Annotated in this window: 13 protein-coding genes; 5 read left to right on the top strand and 8 right to left on the bottom strand. The window is 56.0% G+C overall.

What is annotated here, in order from left to right; all coding sequences use genetic code 11:
• Positions 1-45: 45 nt before the first annotated feature.
• Both rep and RGW60_RS19760 read left to right on the top strand, forming a co-directional pair.
• Positions 46-2,055 carry a DNA helicase Rep gene (rep, locus tag RGW60_RS19765; protein WP_322206163.1) on the top strand — a complete coding sequence of 670 codons (2,010 nt, stop codon included), beginning with the start codon at positions 46-48 and terminating at the stop codon, positions 2,053-2,055.
• A gap of 46 nt (positions 2,056-2,101) precedes the next feature.
• Positions 2,102-2,674, top strand: coding sequence for a xanthine phosphoribosyltransferase (locus RGW60_RS19760; RefSeq protein ID WP_322206162.1), 573 nt, complete (start codon positions 2,102-2,104; stop codon positions 2,672-2,674).
• 3 nt (positions 2,675-2,677) lie between these two features.
• On the opposite strand, the gene RGW60_RS19755 is transcribed toward RGW60_RS19760, so the two are convergent.
• The 6 genes from RGW60_RS19755 to dadA all read right to left on the bottom strand — a co-directional run bounded on the left by RGW60_RS19755 (position 2,678) and on the right by dadA (position 8,850).
• On the bottom strand, positions 2,678-4,618 hold the full coding sequence (locus RGW60_RS19755) for an acetyl-CoA hydrolase/transferase C-terminal domain-containing protein (RefSeq protein ID WP_322206161.1): 1,941 nt from the start codon (positions 4,616-4,618) through the stop codon (positions 2,678-2,680).
• Positions 4,619-4,750: 132 nt separating this feature from the next.
• Positions 4,751-5,185 carry a c-type cytochrome gene (locus RGW60_RS19750; protein ID WP_322206160.1) on the bottom strand — a complete coding sequence of 145 codons (435 nt, stop codon included), beginning with the start codon at positions 5,183-5,185 and terminating at the stop codon, positions 4,751-4,753.
• Between the two features lie 191 nt (positions 5,186-5,376).
• Positions 5,377-5,925, bottom strand: a complete 549-nt coding sequence (locus tag RGW60_RS19745) for a cupin domain-containing protein (protein ID WP_322206159.1) — start codon at positions 5,923-5,925, stop codon at positions 5,377-5,379.
• Between the two features lie 161 nt (positions 5,926-6,086).
• A complete protein-coding gene (alr, locus tag RGW60_RS19740) occupies positions 6,087-7,160 on the bottom strand; it encodes an alanine racemase (RefSeq protein ID WP_322206158.1) in 1,074 nt (357 codons plus the stop codon).
• Positions 7,161-7,223: 63 nt separating this feature from the next.
• Positions 7,224-7,577: a RidA family protein gene (locus tag RGW60_RS19735; RefSeq protein ID WP_322206157.1), complete on the bottom strand. Its 354-nt coding sequence runs from the start codon at positions 7,575-7,577 to the stop codon at positions 7,224-7,226.
• A complete protein-coding gene (gene dadA / locus RGW60_RS19730) occupies positions 7,549-8,850 on the bottom strand; it encodes a D-amino acid dehydrogenase (protein ID WP_322206156.1) in 1,302 nt (433 codons plus the stop codon). The genes RGW60_RS19735 and dadA overlap by 29 nt, the downstream gene beginning before the upstream one ends.
• Before the next feature lie 156 nt (positions 8,851-9,006).
• Between dadA and dadR the strand changes: the two genes are divergently transcribed.
• Positions 9,007-9,495, top strand: coding sequence for a transcriptional regulator DadR (gene dadR, locus RGW60_RS19725; RefSeq protein WP_322206155.1), 489 nt, complete (start codon positions 9,007-9,009; stop codon positions 9,493-9,495).
• 48 nt (positions 9,496-9,543) lie between these two features.
• On the opposite strand, the gene RGW60_RS19720 is transcribed toward dadR, so the two are convergent.
• The gene (locus tag RGW60_RS19720) at positions 9,544-9,897 is read right to left on the bottom strand and encodes a YkgJ family cysteine cluster protein (RefSeq protein WP_322206154.1); all 354 of its coding nucleotides are present in this window, start codon (positions 9,895-9,897) and stop codon (positions 9,544-9,546) included.
• A 148-nt stretch (positions 9,898-10,045) separates the two neighbouring features.
• Here RGW60_RS19720 and RGW60_RS19715 point away from each other — a divergent pair, with 148 nt between their 5' ends.
• Positions 10,046-11,359, top strand: coding sequence for an FAD-binding oxidoreductase (locus tag RGW60_RS19715; protein WP_322206153.1), 1,314 nt, complete (start codon positions 10,046-10,048; stop codon positions 11,357-11,359).
• A gap of 7 nt (positions 11,360-11,366) precedes the next feature.
• Here RGW60_RS19715 and RGW60_RS19710 read toward each other — a convergent pair whose 3' ends face one another.
• Positions 11,367-11,600 carry a DUF1127 domain-containing protein gene (locus RGW60_RS19710; RefSeq protein ID WP_322206152.1) on the bottom strand — a complete coding sequence of 78 codons (234 nt, stop codon included), beginning with the start codon at positions 11,598-11,600 and terminating at the stop codon, positions 11,367-11,369.
• 177 nt (positions 11,601-11,777) lie between these two features.
• Between RGW60_RS19710 and RGW60_RS19705 the strand changes: the two genes are divergently transcribed.
• Positions 11,778-13,199: a PLP-dependent aminotransferase family protein gene (locus RGW60_RS19705; protein ID WP_322206151.1), complete on the top strand. Its 1,422-nt coding sequence runs from the start codon at positions 11,778-11,780 to the stop codon at positions 13,197-13,199.
• Positions 13,200-13,206 lie beyond the last annotated feature (7 nt).

Genomic DNA, 13,206 nt, shown 5'->3' with positions numbered 1-13,206 from the left:
ATCCTGCTAAAATGACCGGCCATTTCTTGAGCAATATTTTCTATCATGTCCCGACTCAATCCCCGGCAACAAGAAGCCGTGAACTATGTCGGCGGCCCTCTTTTGGTGCTCGCCGGTGCTGGCTCCGGCAAGACTAGTGTGATAACTCGCAAGATCGCCCATTTGATCCAGAATTGCGGCATTCGGGCGCAGTACATCGTCGCCATGACCTTTACTAACAAAGCGGCCCGCGAGATGAAAGAGCGGGTCGGCACGCTGCTAAAAGGCGGTGAAGGTCGCGGCTTGACGGTGTCGACGTTCCACAATTTGGGCTTGAACATCATCCGCAAGGAACATGCACGGTTGGGCTATAAACCCGGCTTCTCGATTTTCGACGAGACCGACGTCAAATCGCTGATGACCGACATCATGCAAAAGGAATATTCGGGCGACGATGGCGTCGACGAAATCAAGAATATGATTGGCTCGTGGAAAAACGACTTGATCATGCCCGCCCAGGCCCTGGAAAACGCGAGAAACCCAAAGGAACAAACCGCAGCCATCGTTTACACCCACTATCAGCGCACGCTCAAAGCTTACAACGCGGTGGATTTTGACGATCTGATTCTGGTACCGGTGAAGTTGTTTCAGGAACACGCCGACATTCTCGAAAAGTGGCAGAACAAGGTCCGCTACCTGCTGGTGGACGAATACCAGGACACCAACGCCAGTCAATACCTGCTTGTAAAACTGCTGATCGGCACCCGGCATCAGTTCACTGTGGTAGGCGACGATGACCAGTCCATCTACGCCTGGCGTGGCGCCCGGCCAGAAAACCTGATGTTGCTGAAGGACGATTATCCGTCGCTAAAAGTGGTCATGCTCGAGCAGAACTACCGCTCTACCAGCCGCATCCTACGGTGTGCCAACGTGCTGATCTCGAACAACCCTCATGCATTTGAAAAGCAGCTGTGGAGCGACATGGGCCATGGCGACGAGATTCGGGTGATCCGCTGCCGCAACGAAGACGCCGAAGCCGAACGCGTCGCCGTTGAACTGCTCACCCTGCACCTGCGCACCGACCGTCCTTACAGCGATTTCGCCATTCTTTACCGCGGTAACTATCAAGCCAAGCTGATCGAACTGAAGTTGCAGCATCACCAGATTCCTTATCGTCTTTCGGGCGGCAACAGTTTCTTCGGGCGTCAGGAAGTGAAAGACCTGATGGCTTATTTTCGATTGCTGGTGAACCCCGATGACGACAACGCCTTCTTGCGCGTGATCAATGTGCCGCGCAGGGAAATCGGGTCAACTACCCTGGAAAAGCTCGGCAATTACGCCACTGAACGCAAAGTGTCGATGTACGCCGCCACCGATGAGATTGGTCTGGGCGTGCATTTGGATAGCCGCTACACCGACCGCCTGCAACGCTTCAAGCGCTGGATGGACAGCGTGCGTCAGCAGTGCGCACAAAACGATCCCATCGCTGCATTACGCAGCATGGTCATGGACATCGACTACGAAAATTGGCTGCGGCAGAACAGCTCCAGCGAAAAGGCCGCCGATTACCGAATGGGGAACGTTTGGTTCTTGATCGAAGCGCTGAAGAACACGCTGGAAAAAGACGAAGAAGGCGGGATGACCATCGAGGAAGCCATTGGCAAGCTGGTCTTGCGCGACATGCTCGAACGTCAGCAGGAAGAAGAGGACAACGCCGAGGGCGTGCAAATGATGACGTTGCACGCGTCCAAGGGTCTGGAGTTTCCTTACGTATTCATCATGGGCATGGAAGAAGAAATTCTGCCGCACCGCTCAAGTATCGAAGCCGATACCGTCGAGGAAGAGCGGCGTTTGGCGTATGTCGGAATTACCCGGGCGCGTGAAACGCTGGCGTTTACCTTTGCAGCCAAGCGCAAGCAGTACGGCGAAATTATCGACTGCGCGCCCAGCCGTTTTCTGGATGAGTTACCGCCAGACGACCTCGCCTGGGAAGGCAACGATGACACGCCCGTCGAAGTAAAAGCCGTTCGCGGCAACACCGCACTGGCCGACATTCGCGCCATGCTCAAACGCTAATTTTTGTTCATTTATTGCGCACATTTGCGCCGCTTGAGGAATCATCGTGGAAGCACTGCACCAGAAAATTCGCGAAGAAGGCATTGTCCTTTCAGACCAAGTGTTGAAAGTCGATGCGTTCCTTAACCACCAGATCGACCCGGCGTTGATGCAGCTGATAGGCAATGAATTCGCCACGCTATTTGCTGACTCGGGCATCACCAAAATCGTCACCATCGAGGCGTCGGGCATCGCTCCCGCAATCATGACAGGCCTGAAATTGGGCGTGCCGGTGATTTTCGCCCGCAAGCATCAGTCCCTGACCCTGACGGAAAACCTGCTGTCGGCAACGGTGTACTCATTCACCAAGCAAGTCGAAAGCACCGTCGCCATTTCACCCAGACACCTCACCAGCAGTGATCGGGTACTGATCATTGATGACTTTTTGGCCAACGGCAAAGCCTCGCAAGCGCTGATTTCAATCATCAAACAAGCGGGCGCCAGCGTAGTGGGTGTCGGTATCGTGATCGAGAAATCGTTCCAAGGTGGCCGGGCGGAACTGGATGCGCAGGGTTACCGCGTCGAGTCATTGGCCCGGGTTAAATCACTGGCCGGCGGTGTGGTTACGTTTGTGGAGTGAGCTTTAGGGCCCTTTGTTCAAGGGCTGGGCTGTGGCCTGCAACCCGGCCAACACCAGCCGCTGAAACAGCTCTTGCTTCAAGCCCTGTGGATTATCCAGCTGCATTCGCTCAAGATGCGCCGGATAAGCGCTTGGCTCAGGCGCATCGAAGGTTGCTTTACCCAACTGTAAAATCTCAGTGAGATTGAACTTGCTCTTCAGCCAGTTCAACGCACGCAATAAATCCTTTTCTTCTGTATTGAAATCACACCCCAGTGGGTACTCCGTGAAGAGCTGCTCATACCGAGCCTGCAATGCTTGCAAGCGCTCGGGCGTATTTTCGGTGAAGCGTGGATCAAGTTGAAAATCTGCGGGCAATTTACCGACCTTCTGCGCTTGCTCGATCAGCTTTGTCTGAAAGCGTGAATCGCTGATGTTCAACAGCGCTTCAATCACCTTCACGTCTGTCTTGCCCCGCAAGTCGGCGATGCCATATTCAGTGACGACGATATCGCGCAGATGCCGGGGAATAGTGGCGTGCCCATACGTCCAAACAATGCTGGAGCTGACATCACCACCGGATTCACGCCAACTGCGCAGCATCAATACCGAGCGGGCGCCCTCCAACGCATGTGCCTGCGCGACAAAGTTATATTGGCCGCCAACCCCGCTGACCACGCGCCCGTCTTCCAATTGATCGGCAATGGCCGCCCCCAGCAACGTTACTTTGAACGCACTATTAATGAATCGCGCGTCGCGTCGCTGCAATCGCTTGAGTTCCTCGTTGCCGTACAGCTCGTTGATGTAACTGATGGCGGTCATATTGAAGCGCCCCATCTGCTCCAACGAGAACTCACGCAGGCGCTGATAAAAACTATTCGGCCCGAGGAAAAAACCACCGTGAACCACGACGCCGTCTGACCGCAACGACTCATCCAGCGTCCCCGCGATAGCCTGTCTTTGCACGGCGGCATCGGCATACACCCTGCGCCGCACTATGCCTGCATCGACCAACACCAACAGACCGTTGACGAACATTTCGCTGCACCCGTACAGACCCTGAGCAAAAGGTTGCAAGCCGCCTTCACGCTGGATCAAGGTCTGCCACGACGTGGCATCCAACTCGTCGAGCAACGCCCGATAGGCTCCATTATCGGCTTGTCGGGCCAGCAACGCCGCCGTCAACGCATCGCCCATCGAACCAATGCCGATCTGCAACGTGCCGCCATCGCGCACTAAGGTGCTGGTATGCAAGCCGATGAAATGGTCCTGAAAACCCACCGGCATGTTCGGCGTGGAAAACAAGGTGCTGTGGTCTTCGTTCTCGATCAGCAGATCGAAATCATCCACGTCGAGTTCCGAGTCACCCGGCATGTACGGCAAATCGGCGTGTACGTGACCGAGCAACAAAATGGTCTCACCGGCAGCACGACGTTTGGCAATCATCGGCAACAGATCAAGGGTCACATCCGAATTACAGCTCAAGCTCAACCGCCCTGACCGCGCCGGATCGCGAGCAACCAGTTGCGCCACCAGGTTCAAGCCATTGGCATTGATGTCGCGGGCCGCATGGCTGTAATTGCTACTGACGTAATCCTGCTGCGCCGAATGACTATTGAGCAGGCTGCCCGGCAGCATGAAGAATTGTTCGACGCGGATATTCGGCGGCAGCCTGTCACGGTGAAGGTCAGCGAGAAAATCCAACTCGGGATAGTCACCAAACACCCGCGCCACGAAGGGCTCAAGAAAGCGTTCCTGCAACCCATCACCCAAATCAGGCCGCCCAAGGCAAAGCGCGGTGTAAATCGTCAGCCGTCGCTCGGGCAACTGCCTGACTCGAGCATACAGAGCGTTAACGAAAAGATTGGGTTTGCCCAAGCCCAACGGCAGCCCCATGTGAATATGCGCAGGCAACTGTTCGAGCACTTGGTCGACGGCGTGTTGGATGGAGCATGACTGTGGCATTAGACCCTCCCGGCACATCCTTGGTTACGGTTGGACAGAGCTTGCCGGGTGTTTGCTGCAAAGGACAAGGCTGCGGTTTCATTCACCCACAAAAAAACCGACCCTAGGCCGGCTTCTTGTCATCCCGCTGAATTACTTCAGACCAGACATTTTCGAAATGGCGCCTTTGAGCTCTGCATCAGAGCAGTCAGCGCAGGTGCCTTTTGGCGGCATTGCGTTGATACCGGTGATCGCTTTTGCCAGCAGGCCTTCAAGACCGCCTTGCTCTTTGGCCCGCTTGCCCCAGTCGGCGGCGTCACCGATTTTCGGCGAACCCAGCAGGCCGGTGCCGTGGCATGCGTTGCAATGGCCAGCAATAATGTCATCCGGTGATTTAGCGCCACCACCACCGGCAGCGGATGCCGCAACATTCATACCTGCGCATTCCTTGCCTTGTATGCAGACTTGGCCTACTGGCTCTAGACGCTTGGCAATATCGTCATTGGTATTGGTCGTCGCCTGAGCGCTAACGGCCCAAAGGGCCAATACGACCGCAGGTACTGCCAGCATTTTGTTAATTAAATTCACGCTTACACCCTCATGGTGACTAGTCACGCCCGCGGCCACGGTCTGGCGGGCGGACGAAAGTATAACGGTTAGCCTGCCACTGCGAAACAACCCTATAGTCGCAGGGGTAATTACTGAGCATCAGGCATTGCGCTGGACGCTATGTGCTTCTATCCGAGAAGCGCGCCTCTGGTTCAAGCGGGTAATTTAATTCAAAAATTCGCTGGCGTCGCTGCGCTGATTAGTCGCGCCGGTTCGTCGAACGGGTTGCGAAAGCGATGGGGCTTGGTGCTTTCGAAGTAATAACTGTCACCCGCCTCAAGAATGAACGTCTCGGTACCAACTACTAGCTCCAGACGACCTTCAAGCATGATTCCGGTTTCTTCACCTTCATGCACGAGCATTTCATCCCCAGTATCGGCACCTGGAGGATAGATCTCGCTGAGAAAAGCGATAGCTCGGCTCGGATGGGCCTTACCGACCAGCTTCATGGTCACCGCGCCGTCCGAAATGTCGATCAGCTCGCTGGCTTTGTAAACCACCTGCGTCGGGTTTTCCTGCTCCAACTCTTCTGAAAAAAACTCAACCATGGACATTGGTATACCGCCCAGCACCTTTCTCAGGGAGCTGATCGAAGGACTGACGCTGTTCTTCTCGATCATGGAGATGGTGCTGTTGGTCACGCCCGCTCGCTTGGCGAGTTCACGCTGGGACAGACCTTTGAGCTTGCGAATGGATTGCAGTCGTTCACCGACGTCCAATACTGGAGTCCTCCTATTGAGCTGGTGCGGTCGAAATGAACGTTATGATGGCGATAGCGTTCAGTATTTACAACACTTCGACCCCAAACCTGCTCGGAAAAGCACGTGCCGCTTATCGGGGAATAATCGAAAGGTGATCAGCGCCTAACCAGCCCTTGCGTTCAAGCGCCGCAATAGAGCCTTGGCACTCGGCGCAGGTTGCAAAAAATCTGGTAGGGAATGGTCCCAGCGTGAGCGGCAACGTCGCTGGCAAGTACGTTTTTGCCCCACAGCTCCACCTGACTGCCAAGCCCTGCATGTGGCGAATCGGTCAAATCAACGCACAACATGTCCATGGACACACGGCCCAGTAATCGGCTTAGTTGCCCATCGATAAAAACCGGTGTACCGGTGGGCGCCTGACGTGGATAACCATCAGCGTAACCCATGGCGACTACGCCGATGCGCATGGAACGATCAGTGACGAAACCGCCGCCGTAACCGATCGGTTCGCCGGCCGATAACTCGCGTACACAGATAACTTTTGATTCCAGTGACATCACTGGCTGCAGGACTGCGGCCAGGCTATGCGGCTGGTCGAATGGCGTCGCGCCATACAGCAGAATGCCGGGGCGCACCCAGTCGCTAGGGATGGCTGGCCAACCCAGCACAGCTGGCGAATTGCGCAAACTGATCGGCGCCACGAGACCTTGGGTGGCCGCTTTGAATACCGCAACTTGTTCGTCGCTTCGAGAACAGTCCAGTTCGTCAGCTCGAGCAAAATGAGTCATCAGAACAATGCTTGCGACTTTTCCACTGCTCAACAAACGCTGGTAACCGGCTTTATAGTCGGCGGGGCGCAAGCCGACTCGATGCATGCCTGAATCCAGCTTGAGCCAGGCAGTCAACGGTTTGCTTAAGCCCGCTTGCTCAATGGCCTCAATCTGCCACAACGAGTGAACCACGCACCAGAGATCGTGCTCGACAATCAGGGGTAATTCGCTAGCTTCAAAGAACCCCTCGAGTAGCAAAATCGGGGCGCGGATACCCGCATCACGCAACTCCAGTGCCTCTTCGATGCAGGCCACGGCAAAACCATCGGCTTGGGCCTCAAGCGCCTGCGCACAACGCACCGCACCATGCCCATAGGCATCAGCCTTGATGACCGCAAGCGCCTTGGCGCCGCTGGTTTCACGTGCCAACTGATAATTGTGACGCAGGGCTTGAAGATCGATTAAAGCGCGAGCAGGACGCATGGCGGCGGGATTCTGAGGTGAGGGAATGAGGGCTGTAGAAATTGCGTAGTACTGCGGGAATCCTTATGGCAGCGCAGCAATCACCGACAGTTCAACTAAAATCTCTGGCTCGCACAGCTTCGACTCAACAGTTGCACGGGTCGGGGCGACGCCCTTTGGCAACCACTTGTCCCAAACGCTGTTCATGCCGGCGAAGTCCGCGTCGATGTCTTTCAGGTAAATGGTCACCGAGAGAATTCGGGAGGTATTGGTGCCTGCCAAATCCAGCAGGCGTTCAATATTACCCAGTGTCTCGCGGGTTTGCTGCTCAATTCCGCCGGCCATGTCGTCAGCCACTTGCCCGGATAAATACACGGTGCTGTTGTGGACGACGATCTGACTCATGCGTTCATTGGTGAGCTGGCGCAGGATTGCCATGTTTTACGATCTCCTGGGTTTTACCGTAGCGAGAAATATCGAGGCCTTCGGCGCTGATCTGGGGTGCTTTGAGAGCGATCAAATCGGCTAACAAACGACCCGAGCCGCAGGCCATGGTCCAGCCAAGTGTGCCGTGGCCGGTATTTAGGAACAGATTGCGAAACGGTGTGGCGCCGACAATCGGTGTGCCGTCCGGCGTGGTAGGACGCAAGCCAGTCCAAAAACTGGCCTCTGCCAAATCACCGCCCTGAGGATAAAGGTCGCCGACGATCATCTCCAGCGTTTCGCGCCGACGCGGGTTGAGCGACAGATCGAAACCCGCGATTTCGGCCATGCCGCCCACCCGAATACGGTTGTCGAAACGGGTGATCGCGACCTTGTAGGTCTCGTCGAGAATAGTCGAGGTTGGCGCCATGGCCGGGTTGGTGATCGGCACGGTCAGCGAGTAACCCTTGAGCGGATACACCGGGGCGCGAATGCCCAACGGCTTAAGCAACTGCGGCGAATAACTGCCCAGCGCCAGCACATAGCGGTCAGCGGTTTCCAGCTTGCCATCAATCCACACGCCATTGATTCGGTCGCCGGCAAAATCCAGCCGCTCGATGTTCTGATCGAAACGGAATTCAACGCCCAACTTGACCGCCATTTCCGCAAGGCGAGTCGTAAATAACTGGCAGTCACCGGTCTGGTCATTAGGCAGGCGCAACGCACCGACAAGAATATTGGTGACCCCCGCTAAAGCGGGCTCAACCCGAGCGATGCCGGCGCGGTCAAGCAACTCATAGGGCACGCCGGACTGCTCCAAAATGGCGATATCCTTGGCGGCGTTGTCGAGCTGTGCTTGGGTGCGGAACAGCTGAGTGGTGCCCAGGCTACGTCCTTCGTAGGCAATGCCTGTTTCGATGCGTAGTTCGTCAAGACAATCGCGGCTGTACTCGGAAAGACGCACCATGCGCTCTTTGTTCACCGCATACCGGCTGGCGGTGCAATTGCGCAGCATCTGCGCCATCCACAGGTATTGATCGATGTCACCAGTGGCCTTGATCGCCAGTGGCGAGTGGCGCTGAAGCAGCCATTTGATGGCCTTGAGCGGCACGCCCGGCGCAGCCCACGGAGAGGCATATCCTGGCGAGACTTGGCCGGCATTCGCGAAACTGGTTTCCATGGCGGCCGCTGGCTGGCGGTCGACAACCGTCACCTGAAACCCGGCCCGCGCCAGATAATAGGCCGTCGTCGTACCGATCACACCGCTGCCAAGGACCAGAACTCGCATAGTAAATCCCTCAATCGCGGATATCCGCTGACGTTTGTGCTTATGAGCAAAGATATGCCTAGTATAAAAAGCAGTGGGCAGTGCATTTCACTATATAAACACCTATATTCGGCGGTAATTCTCGGCAATAACGGCATTAGTAGAGAGGGGTGACCCATGCGGACCCAGCATCAGTCCAAGCGCGAACTGGACAAGATAGATCGCAACATCCTGCGCATCCTTCAAGGGGACGGCCGGATTTCATTTACCGAGCTGGGAGAGCGCGTCGGACTGTCGACCACGCCGTGTACTGAACGGGTCCGTAGGCTTGAGCGTGAAGGGGTCATCATGGGCTACAACGCCCGGCTTAATCCCCAAAGCCTCAAAGCCAGCCTGCTGGTTTTCGTTGAAATCAGCCTGGATTACAAGTCGGGCGACACCTTCGAAGAGTTCCGCCGCGCCGTGCTAAAACTGCCCCATGTGCTGGAATGTCACTTGGTGTCCGGCGACTTCGACTACTTGGTCAAAGCACGGATTTCTGAGATGGCGTCGTACCGTAAGTTACTTGGCGACATCCTGCTCAAATTGCCCCACGTGCGCGAATCCAAGAGCTACATCGTGATGGAAGAAGTGAAAGAAAGCCTGAATCTGCCGATTCCTGAGTAGGGCTTTGCCAGCCTTGACGCCCCGCCAACGATGTAGGAGCGCGCTTGCTCACACCAACACTTGGCGAGTTGTCGCCATGTATTCGTGAATCTGCTTCTCCACCTTGGGATGAATCATTTCCACTGGACGGCGGCCATTAGGGCAAGGCAGCGTCGGCGTGGTGCCGAACAAACGACAGATCAAAGGACGTTCTTCATACACCGTGCAACCATTCGGCCCCAGATGGACACAGTTCAGCTCGTCCATCGCGGCCTCTTGCTCTGTTGCGGTCTTGCGCGGTAAGCGGGACATTTCTTCCGTTGACGTAGTCACCGGCCCACAGCAGTCGTGACAGCCGGGGACGCACTCGAATGAAGGAATCTGCTGCCGCAGAAAGCGGATTTTTTGGCTGTTGCAGCTCATTGTGGCAATTACCAAAAGAAAGACCAGCCGAGATTTTGCCTCACTGGTGCCTGAGCCGACAGCCCCACCGAGCCAAACCTTGCCCGTCGTTAACATCGACGTCTATGCTGCGTAAAATTTTTCACACACAACAAACAGGAAAAACAACATGAACGCCCGCGTTCAGCAGCCGACTGTCAGCGACCAGCACACCGCTTCGTATTACGCCACCAGCAGCCATCCACAACCGGACCATCCAATGTTGAAGGGCGACTTGAAGGTGGATGTATGCGTCATCGGCGGCGGCTTTACCGGACTAAACACCGCGATTGAATTGGCGGAGCGCGGCCTGAGCGTGGCGTTGCTGGAAGCGCGCAAGATGGGTTGGGGTGCCAGCGGGCGCAATGGTGGACAACTGATTCGCGGCGTCGGCCATGGCCTGGAACAATTCTCCCCGACCCTGGGTAGCCATGGCGTGCGTCAACTGAAGCTCATGGGGCTCGAAGCGGTGGAGATTGTGCGCCAGCGAGTGGAGCGTTATCAAATCAATTGCGATCTGACCTGGGGCTACTGCGATCTCGCCAATAAGCCTCACGATTTGGTTCATTTGATCGAAGATGCGGAAGAATTGCGCCGCCTTGGTTATCGCCACGAAATACACGTACTGCAAGCCAACGACATGCACAAAGTAGTGGGCTCGGATAGGTATGTCGGCGGATTAATCGACATGGGCTCGGGTCACTTACACCCGCTAAACCTGGCGTTGGGTGAAGCACACGTTGCGCGCGAGTTAGGTGTTCAACTCTTTGAGCAGTCGGCAGTGATCCGAATCGACTACGGTCCACAGGTCTGCGTCCATACCGCCCACGGCGTAGTGCGCGCCGAGACCTTGGTGCTGGGCTGTAATGCTTACCTGAATGATCTAAACCCGGAGTTGAGCGGCAAAGTGCTGGCAGCAGGCAGTTACATCATAGCGACCGAGCCGCTTAGCCCCGAGCAAGCCCATATGCTGTTGCCGCAGAATATGGCGGTTTGCGACCAGCGTGTGACCGTCGACTATTACCGACTCTCCGCTGACCGGCGCCTGCTGTTCGGTGGTGCTTGTCATTATTCGGGCCGCGATCCAAAAGACATCGCAGCCTATATGCGGCCCAAGATGCTGCAGGTTTTTCCCCACATGACTGACGTTAAAATCGATTTTCAATGGGGCGGCATGATCGGTATCGGCGCCAATAGGCTGCCTCAGATCGGTCGACTACGCAGCCTTCCCAACGTGTATTACGCGCAGGCGTATTCCGGTCATGGCCTGAACGCCACCCACCTGGCTGGACGTCTTCTCGCAGAAGCGATCAGTGGCCAGCACAGTAATGGATTCGATTTGTTCGCCCAAGTCCCTCACATGACCTTTCCAGGAGGGAAAGCATTGCGCTCTCCCCTATTGGCGTTGGGCATGCTGTGGCACCGCTTGAAAGAACTGCGCTAAATATTCATCAGGCTCGCCAGAACGGCTTGAGTCCTTCGGCGCGCGCCTGATCCCGGGTGAGGCCGATGTCCAGAAGCCGGTCCGCGTCCAGTTCCAGCAGCACTTTACGGGTTAGCCAGCGATGGCGAAAAACACCCCAGCGGCTAGAGGCTGGCGAGCAGCACATATTGATCGAAGGCTTCTGCCCTGCCTGCAACTCCTGACCACGCAGCATTAGCCGTACATCACTCATCCCGTTCATTTTTATCCCCTGCGTCACCCTTTGCGTGTGGCTTCATCATGGCGGAGGTGGAAAAACCATTACAGATCCAAAAATCCGGTTTTTTTTCAATACACACAGTGCAAATAATCCACTGAATCCTGTATTTTGGCACTATCTGTATTGGTCTAATGGAAAAAAATCCGTCGGGAGTACGCTATGACGCTCTATGTGAACCTCGCTGAACTGCTCGGTTCTCGCGTTGAAAACGGCTTTTATCGTCCCGGAGACCGATTGCCCTCAGTCCGCGCCTTGAGCGTGGAACACGGGGTCAGCCTGAGCACCGTGCAACAGGCGTATCGCGTGCTGGAAGACAACGGCTTGGCGACGCCGAAACCCAAGTCGGGTTATTTCGTTCCATTGGGGAGATCTGCGCCTGCCCTGCCCGCAGTGGGGAGGCCCGCGCAGCGTCCGGTAGAGATTTCTCAGTGGGATCAAGTCCTGGAGTTGATCCGCGTCGTGCCAAATAAGGACGTGATCCAATTGGGCCGAGGCATGCCGGACATCACCAGCCCGACGCTTAAACCCTTGCTGCGCTCGCTGGCCACTATCAGTCGACGTCAAGACATGGCGAGCCTGTATTACGACACTATCTACGGCACTCTGAGCCTGCGTGAGCAAGTGGCACGACTGATGCTGGACTCCGGCTGCCAGCTCACGACCAACGATTTAGTCATCACGACGGGCTGTAGCGAAGCGCTGTCCACTAGCCTCCGAGCCATTTGCCAGCCAGGCGACATCGTGGCAGTGGATTCGCCAAGCTTTCATGGAGTCATGCAAATGCTCAAAGGCTTCGGATTGAAGGCGCTGGAAATTCCCACTGACCCAGTGACTGGCATCAGCCTTGAGGCATTGGAGCTAGCCCTTGAACAGTGGCCAATCAAAGCCATTCAACTGACCCCCAACTGCAACAACCCGCTGGGCTACATCATGCCCGAGGCACACAAAAAAGCCTTGCTGACCCTGGCTCAACGTTTTGACGTCGCAATTATCGAAGACGATGTGTATGGCGACCTGGCTTACACCTATCCCCGTCCTCGCACGATAAAATCCTTCGACGAAGACGGCCGTGTCCTGCTGTGCAGCTCTTTCTCCAAGACTCTGGCGCCTGGCGTGCGGATTGGCTGGGTCGCACCCGGTCGGTATTTAGAACAGGTGCTGCACATGAAGTACATCAGCACCGGCTGCACCGCCAGCCAACCTCAGTTGGCCATCGCCGAATTTCTCAAGGACGGGCATTACGAACCGCACTTACGACGGATGCGCGGGCAATATCAGCGTGGCCGCGACCAGATGACTGATTGGGTCATGCGCTACTTCCCACAGGGCACGCGGGTCAGTCGCCCTCAAGGTGGTTTTATGCTGTGGGTCGAGCTGCCGGAAGATTTCGACACCTTGCGCTTGAACCGCGCGTTACTGGGGCAAGGCGTTCAGGTGGCGGGCGGCAGTATCTTCTCGGCGGCAGGCAAGTACCGGAATTGTTTGCGGATGAATTACGCGTCCAAACCCACGGCTGAGATTGAAAATGCGGTACGAACAGTGGGGGCGACCATCACGCACCTGCTAAGCGAGTCCGCGTGACGGCAAG

It is taken from the genome of Pseudomonas sp. AB6 (assembly GCF_034314105.1).
Taxonomy (GTDB): Bacteria; Pseudomonadota; Gammaproteobacteria; order Pseudomonadales; family Pseudomonadaceae; genus Aquipseudomonas.
The sequence above is the reverse complement of the archived record's forward strand: the minus strand, read 5'-3'. Positions and strand labels throughout refer to the sequence as shown.